The organism is Paraburkholderia sp. RCC_158 (assembly GCF_041355255.1).
GTDB lineage: Bacteria > Pseudomonadota > Gammaproteobacteria > Burkholderiales > Burkholderiaceae > Paraburkholderia > Paraburkholderia graminis.
In genome coordinates this window covers 72,652-87,168 of record NZ_JBFUPM010000022.1, presented here as the reverse complement: position 1 = coordinate 87,168, position 14,517 = coordinate 72,652, and the positions used below count along the sequence as shown (strand labels likewise).

Annotated in this window: 20 protein-coding genes; 14 read left to right on the top strand and 6 right to left on the bottom strand. The window is 60.9% G+C overall.

From position 1 onward, the window contains the following. Window positions 1-3: 3 nt before the first annotated feature. From AB6809_RS29950 to AB6809_RS29895, 12 genes are all read left to right on the top strand, one after another. Window positions 4-399, top strand: a complete 396-nt coding sequence (locus tag AB6809_RS29950) for a hypothetical protein (RefSeq protein ID WP_371027869.1) — start codon at window positions 4-6, stop codon at window positions 397-399. Beyond that, window positions 399-1,784: a DnaB-like helicase C-terminal domain-containing protein gene (locus tag AB6809_RS29945; protein ID WP_371027868.1), complete on the top strand. Its 1,386-nt coding sequence runs from the start codon at window positions 399-401 to the stop codon at window positions 1,782-1,784. Before AB6809_RS29950 ends, AB6809_RS29945 begins: the two co-directional genes overlap by 1 nt. 11 nt (window positions 1,785-1,795) lie before the next feature. After that, window positions 1,796-1,993, top strand: a complete 198-nt coding sequence (locus AB6809_RS29940; RefSeq protein ID WP_371027867.1) for a hypothetical protein — start codon at window positions 1,796-1,798, stop codon at window positions 1,991-1,993. Beyond that, window positions 1,983-2,516: an NUMOD4 domain-containing protein gene (locus AB6809_RS29935; protein ID WP_371027866.1), complete on the top strand. Its 534-nt coding sequence runs from the start codon at window positions 1,983-1,985 to the stop codon at window positions 2,514-2,516. Before AB6809_RS29940 ends, AB6809_RS29935 begins: the two co-directional genes overlap by 11 nt. Beyond that, entirely contained in the window at window positions 2,513-3,610 is a 1,098-nt protein-coding gene (locus AB6809_RS29930) for a hypothetical protein (RefSeq protein ID WP_371027865.1), read from the top strand. Before AB6809_RS29935 ends, AB6809_RS29930 begins: the two co-directional genes overlap by 4 nt. Before the next feature lie 46 nt (window positions 3,611-3,656). Then, window positions 3,657-4,118 carry a hypothetical protein gene (locus tag AB6809_RS29925; protein WP_371027864.1) on the top strand — a complete coding sequence of 154 codons (462 nt, stop codon included), beginning with the start codon at window positions 3,657-3,659 and terminating at the stop codon, window positions 4,116-4,118. A gap of 9 nt (window positions 4,119-4,127) precedes the next feature. Continuing rightward, on the top strand, window positions 4,128-4,799 hold the full coding sequence (locus AB6809_RS29920; protein WP_371027863.1) for a hypothetical protein: 672 nt from the start codon (window positions 4,128-4,130) through the stop codon (window positions 4,797-4,799). A 16-nt stretch (window positions 4,800-4,815) separates the two neighbouring features. Next, window positions 4,816-6,210: a hypothetical protein gene (locus AB6809_RS29915; protein ID WP_371027862.1), complete on the top strand. Its 1,395-nt coding sequence runs from the start codon at window positions 4,816-4,818 to the stop codon at window positions 6,208-6,210. A gap of 1 nt (window position 6,211) precedes the next feature. Beyond that, window positions 6,212-6,415 carry a hypothetical protein gene (locus tag AB6809_RS29910; protein WP_371027861.1) on the top strand — a complete coding sequence of 68 codons (204 nt, stop codon included), beginning with the start codon at window positions 6,212-6,214 and terminating at the stop codon, window positions 6,413-6,415. Between the two features lie 140 nt (window positions 6,416-6,555). Beyond that, window positions 6,556-6,957 carry a hypothetical protein gene (locus AB6809_RS29905; protein WP_371027860.1) on the top strand — a complete coding sequence of 134 codons (402 nt, stop codon included), beginning with the start codon at window positions 6,556-6,558 and terminating at the stop codon, window positions 6,955-6,957. Continuing rightward, the gene (locus tag AB6809_RS29900) at window positions 6,957-7,445 is read left to right on the top strand and encodes a hypothetical protein (protein WP_371027859.1); all 489 of its coding nucleotides are present in this window, start codon (window positions 6,957-6,959) and stop codon (window positions 7,443-7,445) included. The genes AB6809_RS29905 and AB6809_RS29900 overlap by 1 nt, the downstream gene beginning before the upstream one ends. A 2-nt stretch (window positions 7,446-7,447) precedes the next feature. Beyond that, entirely contained in the window at window positions 7,448-7,606 is a 159-nt protein-coding gene (locus AB6809_RS29895; RefSeq protein ID WP_371027858.1) for a hypothetical protein, read from the top strand. 84 nt (window positions 7,607-7,690) lie between these two features. On the opposite strand, the gene AB6809_RS29890 is transcribed toward AB6809_RS29895, so the two are convergent. The 6 genes from AB6809_RS29890 to AB6809_RS29865 form a co-directional block, all read right to left on the bottom strand. Then, a complete protein-coding gene (locus AB6809_RS29890; protein ID WP_371027857.1) occupies window positions 7,691-7,921 on the bottom strand; it encodes a hypothetical protein in 231 nt (76 codons plus the stop codon). Between the two features lie 8 nt (window positions 7,922-7,929). Continuing rightward, complete coding sequence (locus AB6809_RS29885) at window positions 7,930-8,244, bottom strand: hypothetical protein (protein WP_371027856.1); 315 nt, start codon at window positions 8,242-8,244, stop codon at window positions 7,930-7,932. An 87-nt stretch (window positions 8,245-8,331) separates the two neighbouring features. Continuing rightward, window positions 8,332-9,234: a plasmid replication initiator TrfA gene (gene trfA, locus AB6809_RS29880; RefSeq protein WP_371027855.1), complete on the bottom strand. Its 903-nt coding sequence runs from the start codon at window positions 9,232-9,234 to the stop codon at window positions 8,332-8,334. A gap of 610 nt (window positions 9,235-9,844) precedes the next feature. Continuing rightward, window positions 9,845-10,258 carry a hypothetical protein gene (locus tag AB6809_RS29875; protein ID WP_371027854.1) on the bottom strand — a complete coding sequence of 138 codons (414 nt, stop codon included), beginning with the start codon at window positions 10,256-10,258 and terminating at the stop codon, window positions 9,845-9,847. Next, on the bottom strand, window positions 10,255-10,911 hold the full coding sequence (locus AB6809_RS29870) for a division plane positioning ATPase MipZ (protein ID WP_371027853.1): 657 nt from the start codon (window positions 10,909-10,911) through the stop codon (window positions 10,255-10,257). The genes AB6809_RS29875 and AB6809_RS29870 overlap by 4 nt, the downstream gene beginning before the upstream one ends. Window positions 10,912-11,208: 297 nt before the next feature. Beyond that, a complete protein-coding gene (locus tag AB6809_RS29865) occupies window positions 11,209-11,676 on the bottom strand; it encodes a hypothetical protein (RefSeq protein WP_371027852.1) in 468 nt (155 codons plus the stop codon). 259 nt (window positions 11,677-11,935) lie between these two features. Between AB6809_RS29865 and AB6809_RS29860 the strand changes: the two genes are divergently transcribed. Then, complete coding sequence (locus AB6809_RS29860; protein ID WP_371027851.1) at window positions 11,936-12,169, top strand: hypothetical protein; 234 nt, start codon at window positions 11,936-11,938, stop codon at window positions 12,167-12,169. A 78-nt stretch (window positions 12,170-12,247) separates the two neighbouring features. Beyond that, on the top strand, window positions 12,248-14,458 hold the full coding sequence (locus AB6809_RS29855) for a hypothetical protein (protein WP_371027850.1): 2,211 nt from the start codon (window positions 12,248-12,250) through the stop codon (window positions 14,456-14,458). Window positions 14,459-14,517 lie beyond the last annotated feature (59 nt).

The following is a 14,517-nucleotide window of genomic DNA, read 5'->3' as shown; positions in this document are numbered from 1 at the left end:
CCCATGACCACCACTCCCGAACAAGCCCGCCAGGAGCAGCTCGCCTACGGTCGCAGCACGCTGCGCACATCGTCCGAATTCACGGGACGCCCCGAGCGCGCAATCCGGCCGCGCGTTGATGCGCCGCGCCCGCAAACGCCCATGCGCGGCCATGACGCGATCCTCAAAGCGATGCAGGATAACCGTCAGAAGGCGACGATCATTACCGCCGGCGACGGTGCTAAGTTCAAGGGCATCATCACAGGCCGCGACAAGTTCACGATCACGCTGAAGACGGCCCACCCCGACGCCGACCGTGCCGAGAAGGGTGAAACGGTGCTGCGCGTGTTCTACAAGAGCGCGATCGAGCAGTTCTACGGCGAGCAGGTGCCGCGCGCGAACGAAACGGCGGTGCTGTAATGTCGGCCGCCGCACCCGCACTGAGCGTCGTGCCGGCCGCCGAAGAAACCGCTGTTGAAAAGTTCAACTTTGACGGCGAGTTCCAGGCCCGCATCGCCGCCCTGACACTGCGTGACACCACGTTCAACCAGCTCGTCGACGGATTGCTCGACGCGGCCTACTTCGAGTCGGAGATCGAGTCGTATCTGGTAGGCACGGCGCTGCGCTACTACGGCAAATACAAGAAGGCGCCCTCGGGTCTAGGCATCTACGGCATGCTGATCCGCGAAGACCTCGATTCGAAGGTGCTGCCCAAAGCGCTCGCCGCTGCCGCGGTCGGTCGGATCAAGGAGCTCTTTGAGGTCGATATCTCGGATCGAGACTTCGTGGTCGATCAGGTTGCCACCTTCGCCCGGCACCAGGCGGTGCAGGAGGCGATGTATAAGGCGATCCACAAGCTCGACAAGAAAGACTTCGACGGCATCGCGACCGTCATGCGTCAGGCGCTCGACGTGGGCGCCAACATGGACGGCGACGAGTATGACTTCGCCGTCATGGTCGATAACCGCACCGGGGTGCGTCTGGACCGGGCGGCCGGCAAGTTGCCGCCGATGGGTATCACCACGGGCTACAAGCCGATCGACGAGCTCCTGTATCACAAGGGCTGGGGTCGCAAGGAGCTGTCGGTCATTCTCGGTGGCGCGAAAGCCGGTAAGACGACCGCACTGATCGACTTCGGCATCAACGCGTGGGCCTCGGGCAAGAACGTGCTGTATGCGTCGCTCGAAGTGGGCCGCGACGTGATCGCTGACCGGATGGACGCAAACATCAGCGCGCAGGCCATGATGGAAATGCACCACCATACGCACGATGTCCGTGCAAAGGTGGCCGATTTCGCGATGAAGGCGCTGCGCGCTGACGGCACGAACGCGGTGTTCAAGATTCACGAGTTCCCGACTGGCTCGCTGAAGGTCTCGGACCTGCGCCGGCTGATCGAGCGTTACCGATCCAAGGGCATCGTGTTCGATCTGGTCGTGGTCGACTATGCCGACCTGATGATGCCGGAGCGTCACACCGACAGCGCAGTGGAAAACTCGAAGTCGATCTACGTGGACCTGCGCGGGCTCGCAATTCGTGAAGAGCTTGCCGTGCTCACTGCGACACAATCGAACCGTAACGGGATCAACGCGCACATCATCAAGGCCGAACACGTCGCGGACGACTTCAACAAGATCCGTATCGCCGACATCGTGATCTCGATCAACCGCACCGACGAGGAGCGCGCAGCGGGCAAATGCCGCCTGTATTTCGCCGCGTCGCGCAATCAGGGTGGCGAGTTCACCATCGAGATCGAGCAGGCGCTGGACCGGATGAAGTTCATTACCCGGGTTCTCGGGTTCGTTTAAAGGAGAAGGCAATGAGTGGCGATACAAAAACGGCAGAGCGTGCGGAGCTTGACGAGTTCCTGACCGATATGGAAGTGGCCGACTATAAGACATCGACGGTGGCCGAATTTAAGACGGTCGGCGACGCCATGATCGCAGCGGGCATGGTCGATGTGGCAGGGAAGCTGCGCGGGCTGAAACTGGCAATGGCAAACGAGTATGGCGACTGAATGCTGGAAGCCGGTAGTCGGATACGAGGGGCTCTACGAGGTTTCAGACCTTGGTCGAGTCCGCTCGCTCGACCGATACAGTCCGATCCGGGGTGGCGGCGTAGCGCTGCATCGGGGTCGCATTCTACGGCCAGGCACCCATGAGTTTGGCTACGCCCATGTCCAGTTGTATCGCGACGCCGTAGCAGTTTCCTTCCTCGTTCAGTATCTCGTGCTCGAGGCATTCGTCGGGCCGCGCCCAGATGGTTTGATGGCCTGCCACAACGATGGTGCTCCAAAGAACAACGTGCTCGGCAATCTCCGCTGGGATACACAGGTCTCAAATCTGGCTGATCGGGTGGCTCACGGAACGGCGAACCGCGGCCAGAAGCACGGGATGTCCAAGCTGAGCGACGAGCAAGCCGAAGAGATTCGGGAATTATGTCGTCAGGGGTCGATGACCCAGCGGGCGATCGCCGGGAAGTTTGGCGTGAGTCCCGCGCTTGTGACGATGATAAAAAAGCGCGAGGTGCGGGCCGTATGAGAGACGATCTGAATGAACTGCTGGAGCGTGTCGACATGACGGCCTACCTGGATCGCGAGGGGGTCTCATACCGAGAAACTCACGGACGATCCGGTCAGCAGCTGAACATCCGAGAATGCCCCGTATGTGGCAACTCGGATTGGAAAGTTTACATGGGCGTCGAGACGGGCGTGGGCAACTGTTTCGGCGGATCACACCCGGCCGACGAGCGGATCTTCACGAAGTATCGCTTCATCGCCGCACACCTCGGCAAGCCGCACGGCGGCAAAGTGGTCGAGCACATTCGCATGTTCGCGAAAGAAATGGGCTGGCGTCCCGCGCGTCGTGTGTCTGCCAAGGTCGACAATGCGCCCGCTGCATGGGTGCTACCGCAGCACGTCACACTGCCGCACAACGGGCACAACATTCCGTATCTGGAGAACCGCGGCATCAGCGCCGAGCTCGCCGCGTATTTTCACCTCGGCTACTGCCCGAACGGCTCCTACTTCCGGTATCAGACCGAGCAGGGCTGGGCCTTCCAGGATTACAGCCGGCGCATTCTGATTCCGGTCTATGACCTCGACGGCAAGGTGGCAACCTTTCAGGGGCGCGACGTAGCCGGCAGCGCCGAGAAGAAATACCTGTTCCCGCCGGGCATCGACGGATCGGGCGTGCACCTCTTTAACGGGCTGAACGTCCATGACACGAAACGTATCGTGGTGGGTGAGGGCGCGTTCGACGTCGCGGCCACCAAGATCGCGCTGGACGCTGATGCGGACCTGCGCGACGTGGTGCCGGTGGGCACGTTCGGCAAGCACTTGAGCTCCGGGAGCGAGAACAGCCAGCTGGCGAAGTTCATGACCCTGCACGAGCGCGGCGTCGAGGACGTCACGATCATGTGGGACGGTGAAATTCAGGCGACCGACGACGCGGTAGAAGCGGGCCTCATGCTCGCGTCGAACGGCTTCAGGGTGCGCATTGCGATGCTGCCCAAAGAGAAAGACCCAAACGAAGTCCCGGCTGAAGTCGTGCGCGCGGCGTTCTACCAGGCAACCGCGCTGTCACGTCGCACGGCGGCTGAAATCAGGATGAAACGTCGCATGATGAACAGATAAGTAATCGGTGACTATAATCAGCGGTATCAATTGCGAGGGACACTGAATGTCCAAATACATAATTCGCCGGCGGTTTGCCGAGCACAGCGGCGGGACGAAGGCATATCAGATTTTTGAGGTCCAGCGCGGCGACACCGTAGCCGTGGTCTTCCAGTTCGGCAAATTCTCGCCGGGTTCCGATCCGGTTTCGATGGGCGGCACCGTTCATCTTGAGGGCGTCTATGGGCCGAGCCAGGCGAATGTCATAGCGAACAGGAAGCAGGGTGAGAAGAACCGGCGCGGCTACACCGATTGGGATGTCTCCGACTTCTCGGCCGCCGGCGAAGCCTCGTTTCTTGACGTCCTGCAAAAGCTCTTCGGCAAGAGCAAGGCGAAAGCGTATTACGACGCTGTTTCGAAAGGTGCGGTATCCGAAGAACCGCCAGCGCCCGGTGTCGAAAATAGCAACGAGGGCAAAGCGAAAGCGCCCGCAATCACTGAATCCGCGCCCGAATGGGGCACATGGTAGGAGCCAGAAATGACCGAACAAGCCACGATCGCACAGACCATCCTGCCGCCGGCCACTTCCGCCGACAGCAAGCGCAATGCGTTCTACACCGACTGCCGCACGCTGCAGGTGAAGAAGCCCTACGCGATGTGCCAATACATCATCGAGCACACGGGCGACGCCTCGTTGCAGGTGCTCTATAGCGACTGCCTGACCGAGATCCGTCAGGGTCGCTGCACGGCGCTCGGGATGCGCGAGGAAGAGAAGCTCAAGGGCCAGGCGATCTACTTCGTCGAGCGCGTGAAGGGCGCCGCGGTCGTCGCGCAGCAGGACGCGTGGGTCGCGCCAGCGCGCAAGATTTCGCGCTCCGGCTACCAGCGCGACAAGTATGCAGCTGGCACGCCGGTCGCCCCGACGCCGAGCCGGCCCGCGCCTGCACCGAAGCCCGCGATGCCTGAGTTCGACGGGAACATCTATGCGGCCGCACTGAACATCGCGGCGAAGCGCACTGCTGACAATGCAACTAACCGTCAGCCGCCACAGATCAAGCCCGAGCCGGCCGCTCTCGCGCCCGTCCCGGCAACCCCGGCCGCCAGCAAGGTGGCCGCCCCTCAACCCGTTTCGATGGACGCCCGCGCAGGCGAGTCGCCGCTGGAAATGGCGCGTCGTCTGCGGGCCGCACAAACTCAACCACAAGGATAAATCACCCGTGACTCACATGACCTCAGACCAAGCGTTCGCCGCGATTGAGAAGATCGCTGCTACGCCGAGCAAGAACGACAAGCAGGCGATGGTCAAGCAGTTCCTCGCCTTCGACACCTTCAAGCGCGTGCTCGTCGCCGCGCTCGACCCGCTCGTCACCTACGGTATGCAGAAGGTGCCGGATCGCGTCGAGGGCGCGGCACCGGGCGCCAACACGTTCGAGAACGCTCCGATCTGGGAGACGCTCGACAAGCTGGCAAAGCGCGAGCTCACCGGCAACGCCGCGCAGGATGAAGTGCGCCGCCTGATGACGTTCCTCACGCCGCAGTCGGCCGAGCTCTTCAAGCGCATCATCCGAAAGGATCTGCGCGCGGGCTTTTCCGAGTCGACCGTGAACAAGGCGTGGAAGGGGCTGATCCGCGAGTTCCCCTACATGCGCTGCGCGCTGCTGAAGGATGCGAAGCTCGACAGCTGGACGTGGGCTGAAGGCGTGATCTCGCAGGAGAAGGCTGACGGCATGTTCATGAACATCGACCACGCTGCAGGCGGCGAAGTGCGCATCACCAGCCGCGCCGGCTCGCCGTTCCCGATCGAGGCGTTCGGCGTCTTCGCTGACCATGTGCGGGCCATGTTCCCGGCCGGCACGCAGACGCACGGCGAAATGCTGGTCGTGGTCAATGGCGAGGTCGCCGCGCGCGAGATCAGCAACGGTATTCTGAACCGCGTGGCCGCTGGTGGCGACTTCACGATCAGCGAGGTGCCGCGTTTCTTCGCGTGGGACCAGATACCGCTGAGCGCAGTCGTGCCGAAGGGCAAATACGAGGTCGGCTATCGCGACCGGCTGAAGGCGATGCTGCTAGGGCTGGCGAGCGGCAATCGCGCGCTCGGGATTCAAAGCCTGATGATCCAGGTCATTCCGACGCGCGTCGTGAAGTCGCTCGAGGACGCGATGGCGCACTACCGCGAGCTCCTGGCGGTCGGCAAGGAAGGCACCATCATCAAGAACGGCCGCGCGATCTGGAAGGATGGCACGAGCAAGGAGCAGATCAAGCTCAAGCTCGAAGTGGACGTCGACCTCATCATCAAGGGCATCGCAGAAGGCCGCGCGGGCACGAAGAACGAAGGCCGCGCGGGCGCATTCAACTGTGAGAGCGCCTGCGGCCAGCTGCGCGTCGATGTGACCGTCAAGAACGAGGAGCTGCGCGATCAGGTTGACGCGAACGGCAGTGACTTCGTGGGTCGCATCATCGCGGTGCGGGCAAACTCAGTGATGAAGCCGAGCGAGAGCAGCGAGTTCTACTCTCTCTTCCTGCCGCGCATGGTCGAAGCCGGCTATCGCACAGACAAGAGCGAAGCGGACAGCCTCGAGCGCGTGATCGAGCAGTTCGACGCCGCGGTGCAGGGAGCCTGACATGGAACAGATGACACTCCAGAACATCCGGGCCGCGTCGCCGCTCCCGTGGCGCTCGCAGATCAACTTCAACGGGCAGGGCAGCTGCCGCATGATCGACGCGAACAACAACGAGGTGCCGCTGCTGTCGATCATTGCGTTCTCGGGCATCATGACCGCAACGATCGTCGTGCAGGAATCGCAGGCCGCGCAGTTCAAGAAGTAGCAGGACTCAGCGACCGCGTAACGCACAAGCACCCGCAACACCGACCCGGCCATGTGCCGGGTTTTCGTTTTGGAGGATCGCCGCTCGACACGGGGTAAACCGGGCCAGTATCATGTGCGCAATTATTGGAGAAGAGGCACATGACCTACAAGACCTTCACGCTCGGCGACCTGCGTGCGCTGCTCGCGCCGCTTTCAAACACTCGCAAGCAGGCTGTGCTGTTTGCGCTCGACACCGGCACATCGCTTGACGACACCGTATTGCTCGGCTGGAAGGAGGGGCTGCGCAAGCAGACGACTGACTTCGGGCGGGAGCTGATCCGCGCACAACCGCGCCACCTGCGACTCGATTACGTGTTTTGGGAATACCTTGAAAACGGGAGTGCTGCGCCATTGTTCGGGCTCGAAAATAGCGTTAGCGAGGTCACGATGGGTCGCAGCTTCGCTGACCTGAAGGCGCTCTATGACCGCATGGTCTGGATCGATTCGAAGGTCGAAGCCGAGTGCTTCGTGCGCGACCTCAATCTGGCGCTGGAGAGCTGATGGATTGGTCCATTGAAGGCTGGTGGTTCCTGGTCAATGTGGTAGTGGCCGCATTGGGACCGTGGATCGCCAACATTGTGCTCTGGAGAGTGGAGCATATCGGCGACCCGACCGCGGAATGGCGTCAGTGGGATGCATACAGGGATGGACAGATGGGCTTCGTGGCGGTCGGCTGGAGTGCGGCCGCGCTGTATGACATTGCGACGCATCCAAAGCTTTGGCCGAATCCAAACCCGGGCTGGGCGCAGATGGGCCTGATCATTGCGATTGTCGGTGGGGCGCTGTTCGCCGCTGCCGGCGCGCGCAAGCCTGTGACCGGGCATGTGCCGGCCGCTGTCGCCGGACAGTCCAAATGGGCGAGGTTTAAGCAGCGGTTTTTCTTCTATCAGGCGTTCTCCCTGACGCTTTTCTTCAGTCTGCTATCATTGTTCTTAATGCTCGCCGTGCATTTCAATGTCGCATTGAGCGAAGCAAAACCCGTGAGGTAAATATGGATCGTCAAAGCCAGCAGTATCAGCATCAGGTCGAACACTGGGTGTTCCGGTTCGGCTGGGCGCTCGCGGGCGTCGGATTCGTTGCGATGGCGTTTAGCCTCGCGCCGCAGATCGGGCCTCTGGTCAAAGCGGTGGCAACCGCCGCTGTTCGATAAACGAAGCCCGCCGCCCTGCGGGCTTTTTGTTGCGCACCCAGTTTGACATAATGTTAATTAACAACGTCAGAACCATCGTGCTTTTTATAGTCCGAGCAGCTTCTTGAACACTCCGGCGTCCTCGCGACGCTGATCGTCGTTGACTTCATCGCGCGTCACCGTCTGCCACAGTAGCCACGCGCCTGCAGCGTAGCCTCGAAGATTGCCGGCGGGTCCTGCGTCGGGCTCTTTCTGTGCGCGCGCCAATTCGTCCGTGACGATCTGCTTGGCCACCGCGGTGATTTCATCGTAGGTGTAGGTTTTGTCGGCGCTCATTGTCTTGTTCATTCCGGTCGGCACCACCAGGACTGCGCATAGGTAACGCCGTCAATCACTTCGATTCCAGTCAGCACGAAGCCGATCGGTCCCATCCAAGAAAGCACGACGTCATGCAGCGGCGGTAACGGGTCTTTGTCTGCGCCGCCGGCGAGCTGGAAGCGCGCGACGTTCGAATAGCGCCCGAAGACCTCCGATTTTTCCTGCGAGACGATTAGATCGCCATGGACCGGCGTGTCGCGCTCGATCTCGGACTGCGAGCGTGTCTTCCCACGGTGGCGCCGCGGCGTCGCGCTAATTAGCATCATCCCCTCTTCCTGCAAGCCGGTCTCGGGCTATGCACGGTGTTACCCACAGAAACTGTGGACAAGTGGACGCCCGGCGGGCAGACAGTTAGTTGCTTTTCTCACTCACGCAGTCAGCCGGGCTTGGTCGGCCGCGGACGTGCCGGCGATCGGCTTGCTACTCACGCGCACCACATGCACGTTGTCCTTCTCGTCGATACGCCAGTCAGCGAGGAACCCGATGCTCTTGAGCTCGTCCAGTGCCTTGCGCAGGTTCGCGCGGAAGTGAAAGAGCTGCTTCGCCTGCGAGCCGCATAGCCGGTGAATCGTCGCGACCGAATGCGGATAAGGCTGCGCGTGCGTGTGGTAGTAGTTGTAGAGCCACTTCGAGAGCTCCAGCTTCAGCTTCTGGCGAAGCTCGACGCCGAGCCGCGTGTAGTCGTCGCCCGAGAACAGCTGGATGATCTCCGGCTCGAGGTAGATGATCCACTTCGTTTTGCCGGTCGTCGTGTTCTCTGCCCCGTCGCGCCATAGGAACTTGCGCACCAGCGAGCCGGTGAAGCCCTTGCGCTGGCCGTCGAACTTGAGCGTGATCTGGCCGCTCTGCAGGCGCTCAAGCATCGTGACCAGCTTCGCGTAGTCCTTCTTCGATGTGCCCGAGCCGAGCCGCTTGAGCAGCGCGTAGCCTGACACCTCGATGCGTTCAGAGAGCACCGTGTCGCGCGCGAGGTGGAGCAGCTCCTCGAGCAGATTGCTCTCGTCCTGGCGCAGATCCTCGCCGGAGAATACGATCTCGAAGTTCTCGAGGCTCGCGAGCTTTTCCTTTTTCATCTGGATGCGCGCGGCGTTCGGGTTGTTCGCGTTGAAGATCGCGCAGCGCAACAGGACGTTCGGCATCCCCCGCACGTTCGCCGGCCAGAATGGCATCTGCGTCGGCGTGTGGGTGGTAGCATGCGCGGGCTCAGCGCGCGGGCCAGCAGCCATCGCACGCTCGGCAAGGTCACGCACGAGTTTTAAGGGATCGCTCATGTGGCGCAGTATAAGAAAGTCAGTCGACGCCGCAAGAGCCGACTATCGTGCTTGAAGCGATGGATCGGTGAGAGCCTTACCAGGCGTCGTCTCACTATCGTGCATGAAGCGATGCCGATTTTCACGGGGTTTTCGCCTGCGTGTGGACAACTAGCGGGATTGAAACGAGGCTGGAAGCACCTGGTGGCTCGTGCCTGAAGCGATGACCCTCGGGCATGGAGCGATAGGCTATCAGGATTGAAGCGAGCGGGTATCGTGCATGAAGCGATGAAGCAACCAGAAAATCCACTGCAAAATCAAGGGGTTATAGCGGCTGTCAACAGGCTCTAATCCCCTTTTAATCCTTCTTAATCCTCCTGACCATCGCTTCATTCCCGATAGTCGCCTTCGTTTCCTCTCTTTCCGGTCGTTCAAGGGCCGCTAAAAGGCAGTTTTGCAGAAGGGAGGTCGGCGTGCGCCCTACTCCGACAAGGCTTTGGCGATATTCATCGCTCCATTCCCGATGCCTTTGACCATCGCTTCAAGCACGATAGCCAAAGGCACCCTCGCTCCATTCCCGATACCGCCCTGGTTAGTGCTCACTCACTTCACGAGCCGCGACGCCCTGCCCTCAGTCCAATCCGAACCGCTTCTTGAGCATCGCCACTTCCTTGCGTGCACCCTCGACCAGAATATCCGTCTTTTTCATGCCGGTCAGCCGGCAGATCAGGTCGATGTCCTCAAGCAGGCTTTCGGGGTAGCGCGCGTTTGACTGGATGGTTGCCTCTTTCCGCGGCTTCATCGCCCGGATGGCATTCAGGTCCAGCTTCATGCTACCGCCGCGCCCTTCGATGGTCACTTCGCGACCAGGCGCCCTCTGCTGCTCCCTCGCTTCTGGAAGCTGCGGTTCGTCGGGCGCCGGCGGCGTTTCCGGCTCGGGCACCAGCCTCGCGGCCGGCGCTTCAGAGATCGCCGCGGTTTCGCGACGCAGTTCGGCGAGAACGTCGGTGCCGCGCTTCGGGGCACCCATCACTGGCTTGTTCATTTTCCGAATACCCCCAGGTAGAGATCCTTCATTTCGTTGGCTGCGTTGCCGTCCCAAAAGCTCCCTTCAAGCTCGGCGACTCCCCTGCCCTGCGCCGTGGCGAATTTGTAGCTCTCGCGGTTCGCGATCATTTTCGACATGAGCGGCAGCGTCGCCTTGAACGCAGCCATTTCCGAGATCATCGCCTTCGTCATGCGCTTGCGCGGGTCGGCCTGATTGAGCACCACCCGGATATCGATTTTCTTGCTGAACTTGCCGATGACTTCCGCCAGATCGGGCACCGTGTCCAGGTCTGCCGGTGACGGAATGAGTGGCGCGACAATGATGTCCGCGGCTGCCAGCGCCGCGCGAAAGATTTCTGTGTCCTTGCCACCGACGTCTACAAACACATCGTCGTAACTGTCGATGAGCCGCTGCAGCTGGAGCGCGAACTCTTCCTGGGTGTGCCTGCCCTCCTCCATACGTTCGACGTAAACTTGCGGCAGCGCTGGAAGGTCACGTCGCCGTGCAACCCACTTGCTAGTTGTGGCCTGATTGTCCAAGTCATATATCGCGACGCGCCGGTCGAGAGAAGCGCGGATAGCGGCGAGGTTCTGTGTCAGAGTCGATTTGCCGACACCACCCTTCTCCACTCCCACCATGATTAGGCTCATATTCGCCTCATTGTGTATTGAGATTGGCCCGTAGGGTAATGGAGAGCCGTCAACAGTTCAAGTAAATTCTCAAGAGTTGCGGCGTCGCGACTGTATAGCTATCTAGCTATACAAAAAGCAGTCTGTAAGGGTTCGGGAACAGCGACGTCAACAGCTTGGCTGGCGCATCGCGCTCATGCGCTGCCGCAAGCGGTGATTCAATGTAGCGCGGCCCCGGTGTTGGTGCCTGTGCATTCTGACAGGGCAATAAAAAACCCCGCATCTAGGCGGGGTTCTCTGGCGCTTTGGGTCTGGTGGTCAATGTTTCGCCGCTCCTCGCTTGGTTGCGGGAACGGGAGAGCGCGGGTTAGCTGCGGCGCGCTCATGGTGTGCGCGAAACGCGTTACGCAGGTCCGAAACCAGATCGGGATCGCCCATGTCTACACCGATACCTTTGGTTTCCTCTCGTGCCAGATCCAGCAGGGCAGACTCATCGGCCGACACCACACGATCACCCATCACTTCTGAAATGACCTGCCACGCATCCGGCATGTATTCGAGCATCACGATGCGCAGCAGATTCGCCGGGTCGACGCCCAGCGCGCGGGCAATCGCGCCCACCTTGTTGATTGGCAGCTTGGTGCGGCCCTGCTTGATCATGGTCAGGACGTTCGGGTTCTCATAGCCGATTTCCTGTGTGATCTGGCGTTGTGTCTTGTCGGACAGGTCGATCGCCCCATTGATGTAGTCCGCAACACTGATTCGCTTCGCTTTTTGCGTCGTCATTTTGTTCCTCTCGATTGATTAGATTATCCCTTACTTCTTTCAGTCAGACTAGGGTCATTCAGCGCTGACTGATCGTGTTCGTTATGCCCCCGATTATAGACAGCAAATCGGTTGCCAACCGATATTTCCCGGCGTTCGCTAAGGCTACCACATCAATTCGTCCTACCGAGTCAGCTTTGCTTGCTGCGAAGTGTCTATAATGTAAGTTATTCGTGACTTCCCGCACGTAACCGCCAACCCTCAATCAGGAGTTAACTCAATGTTTCTCGGCTACACGCTCATCGCTGTGTCTCACGAACAGGCCATTAAGACCCTAGCAGAAACGGTAGACTCGAAAGCCAGTCTGGATATGGGCTCCGGCGTTGCCACGATCGCGTTTCACCCGGTGCATGGCGACATGATCATCATCGACAATGCGGCTGGCGAGAGCGCCGTCGCGCTGAGCCTCGATCAGTCGGAGCGCTTCACTGCTGCGTTACTTCCAGCGCAGTAAGGTCACACTCCAAGACGCGGTAGTTAAAATTTAACTATCGCGTCAATAGTGACGTTCAATTCTAATGAGGTGTGACTGATGAAGGTCAACAATCGGGTTCTGATCCTGCGCGAAGCGATCACCCGCATCATTCCGATGCTCACTAAGCGTTCAGTTAAAGTAACGCAGCAGGGCACGCAGGCTTACGTCTCCTACAAGCGCAAGACGCTGGAAATCGAGCGGGTCAATCTGCCTTATATCCCCGACGACGCCGACGACACGCTGCTTGACGCCACGCAGGGCTTTCTCGACCACGAAGTCGGTCACATCCTCTTCACTGACCAGAAGGTCGTCCTGAAAGCCGAGAAGAAGGGCGTCCACTCGCTGCACAACATGATCGAGGACACGTTCGTCGAGCGGCGCATGGGCGAGCAGTTCCCCGGCTGCGGCGCGAACCTCTCGAAGATGCACGGGTTCTTCCTCACCGAATACATCGACTCGCAACTGAAGGAAAAGCCCGAGCATTCGGCCGCGATCCTGATGGTGGTTGCGATCCGCGCATGGGCGGGGCAGACCGCCTTTGTCGATTACATGCATGACAAGTGGGAGCTCATGAAGGAAGTCACCGACCGTCTCGGCAAAGATTTCCCGAAGATGATCCGTGACGTGAGCAGTTCCGAGCAGGGGCTCGCGGTCGCGGTCGAAGCAAAGAAACGCCTGACCCCGAAAGCGCCGCCCGCACCGCCGAGCCCGCCCGAGCCGCCTGCAGCCGGTGGTGAGCCAGGCGAGCCCGAAGAGGAGCCGGCCAGCGCACCGTCAGCAGGTGAGCCGGGCGATCCGCCGGAAGACGAGGGCGATATGCCCACGCCGTCCGACATGCCGTCGCTGGGTGACTCGCCGGAGCCGCCGGAACCCACAGGTGAGGATTTACGGGAGCCGGAAGACGACGGTGAGGCTGAGCCTGAACAGGAGTCGTCGACCGAGCCTGAAGCCGAACCCGCGGGTGCGGGTGACGACGAGGATGAAGAAGACGCCGAAGCGCCCAGCGGTGCAGGTGCAGGCGGCGAATCGTCGGACGAAGACAGTGGTGACGACGAAGGCGGCGACAAGTCAGATGCTTCGGGTGACGAGCCGGGCGATGGCATGCCCGGTGGCGCAAGCGCGCAGGGCGACGACGATGAGGAGGGTGATCAGGACGGCGGGCAGGGCGAGCCGGGTGACGCCGATGACGACGGCGCGTCGGGCGAAGGCTCGCAGCCGGGCGACGGTGAGCCGGGTGAGGGCGATGGGAGCCTCGCGGGCGGCGAGCCGGAGCGCGATCTCTTCAAGGAGCTCGAGGAGGCGCCGATCAAGGAGTTCGATGAGGCTGCCGCAGAGGCGCTGTCCAAGAAGGTGCTCAGCGCGACGCAAGGCTCGGAGTATTCGATCTTTACCCGCGACGAGGACAAAATCTTCGTGCTCGAACCGCCGGAGGGCTTTGACCAGAGCCGCGTGACGGAAATGCAGAAAGACGTCGATCACATGATCGGCCCGCTTCAAAAGGATCTGCAGCGCGCGATCTCGGCGCGCTCCGCGTCGGTCTGGACGGGCGGTCACAAGCGCGGGAAGCTGCACGGCGCGTCACTCGCCCGGGTGCTGACCGGCCGCGACGACGTATTCCGCCAGAAGCAGGTCAACAAGACGAAGGATGTCGCCGTCGAACTGGTGGTCGATATGTCGGGCTCGATGTGGAACTACGGCAAGATCAAGGTCGCCGCCTACACCGCGTATGCGCTCGCTTCGGTGCTGGACAGCCTGAGTATCCCCAATGAGGTGATCGGCTTCACGACTGCCTCATTCAGCTCCGCGGTGAACCGGGCGATGCAGGACGAGTGGAACACCCACGGGATCAGATACGACCGCACGGAAGCGCTGCTCATGCCGATCCTGAAGGGCTTTGGCGAGCGGGTGACGCCCGAAGTGCGCCGGCGCTTTGCGCTGGTGGCAAACGATACGAGCCTGATGTCCGAGAACGTTGACGGCGAGAGCGTGCAGATTGCGCACCGCCGCCTGTCGCTTCAGCGTGCAAGCCGCAAGGTGCTGATGGTGCTCTCTGATGGCAAGCCCGCGTGCAACGGCCTGAGCCCGACCCTGAATAAACACCTGAAGGAGGTCGTCAAACAGATCGAAGCGCGCGGCACAGACGTGGTTGCGCTCGGCATCATCGACCCGTCGGTGAAAGAGTTCTACAAGAACGCCATCGTCATGAACGATGTGAAGGATCTGCCGACACTCGTGATGCGCGAGTTGCACCGCATCCTCGTGCAGTAAAACTGCCTGCCCGGATAAGTCATTAGTGACTTGACCGGGCCAAGCGTTGCCCGTCACAA

What these genes read in the sequence shown, in the direction of transcription:
- AB6809_RS29865 (WP_371027852.1), bottom strand. Translation starts at nt 11,676, where the DNA reads ATGACGACGCAAAAAGCGAAGCGAATCAGTGTTGCGGACTACATCAAT.
- AB6809_RS29910 (WP_371027861.1), top strand. Translation starts at nt 6,212, where the DNA reads ATGGAACAGATGACACTCCAGAACATCCGGGCCGCGTCGCCGCTCCCG.
- trfA (WP_371027855.1), bottom strand. Translation starts at nt 9,234, where the DNA reads ATGAGCGATCCCTTAAAACTCGTGCGTGACCTTGCCGAGCGTGCGATG.
- AB6809_RS29915 (WP_371027862.1), top strand. Translation starts at nt 4,816, where the DNA reads ATGACCTCAGACCAAGCGTTCGCCGCGATTGAGAAGATCGCTGCTACG.
- AB6809_RS29895 (WP_371027858.1), top strand. Translation starts at nt 7,448, where the DNA reads ATGGATCGTCAAAGCCAGCAGTATCAGCATCAGGTCGAACACTGGGTG.
- AB6809_RS29855 (WP_371027850.1), top strand. Translation starts at nt 12,248, where the DNA reads ATGAAGGTCAACAATCGGGTTCTGATCCTGCGCGAAGCGATCACCCGC.
- AB6809_RS29935 (WP_371027866.1), top strand. Translation starts at nt 1,983, where the DNA reads ATGGCGACTGAATGCTGGAAGCCGGTAGTCGGATACGAGGGGCTCTAC.
- AB6809_RS29875 (WP_371027854.1), bottom strand. Translation starts at nt 10,258, where the DNA reads ATGAACAAGCCAGTGATGGGTGCCCCGAAGCGCGGCACCGACGTTCTC.
- AB6809_RS29870 (WP_371027853.1), bottom strand. Translation starts at nt 10,911, where the DNA reads ATGAGCCTAATCATGGTGGGAGTGGAGAAGGGTGGTGTCGGCAAATCG.
- AB6809_RS29930 (WP_371027865.1), top strand. Translation starts at nt 2,513, where the DNA reads ATGAGAGACGATCTGAATGAACTGCTGGAGCGTGTCGACATGACGGCC.
- AB6809_RS29950 (WP_371027869.1), top strand. Translation starts at nt 4, where the DNA reads ATGACCACCACTCCCGAACAAGCCCGCCAGGAGCAGCTCGCCTACGGT.
- AB6809_RS29900 (WP_371027859.1), top strand. Translation starts at nt 6,957, where the DNA reads ATGGATTGGTCCATTGAAGGCTGGTGGTTCCTGGTCAATGTGGTAGTG.
- AB6809_RS29890 (WP_371027857.1), bottom strand. Translation starts at nt 7,921, where the DNA reads ATGAGCGCCGACAAAACCTACACCTACGATGAAATCACCGCGGTGGCC.
- AB6809_RS29940 (WP_371027867.1), top strand. Translation starts at nt 1,796, where the DNA reads ATGAGTGGCGATACAAAAACGGCAGAGCGTGCGGAGCTTGACGAGTTC.
- AB6809_RS29860 (WP_371027851.1), top strand. Translation starts at nt 11,936, where the DNA reads ATGTTTCTCGGCTACACGCTCATCGCTGTGTCTCACGAACAGGCCATT.
- AB6809_RS29920 (WP_371027863.1), top strand. Translation starts at nt 4,128, where the DNA reads ATGACCGAACAAGCCACGATCGCACAGACCATCCTGCCGCCGGCCACT.
- AB6809_RS29905 (WP_371027860.1), top strand. Translation starts at nt 6,556, where the DNA reads ATGACCTACAAGACCTTCACGCTCGGCGACCTGCGTGCGCTGCTCGCG.
- AB6809_RS29925 (WP_371027864.1), top strand. Translation starts at nt 3,657, where the DNA reads ATGTCCAAATACATAATTCGCCGGCGGTTTGCCGAGCACAGCGGCGGG.
- AB6809_RS29945 (WP_371027868.1), top strand. Translation starts at nt 399, where the DNA reads ATGTCGGCCGCCGCACCCGCACTGAGCGTCGTGCCGGCCGCCGAAGAA.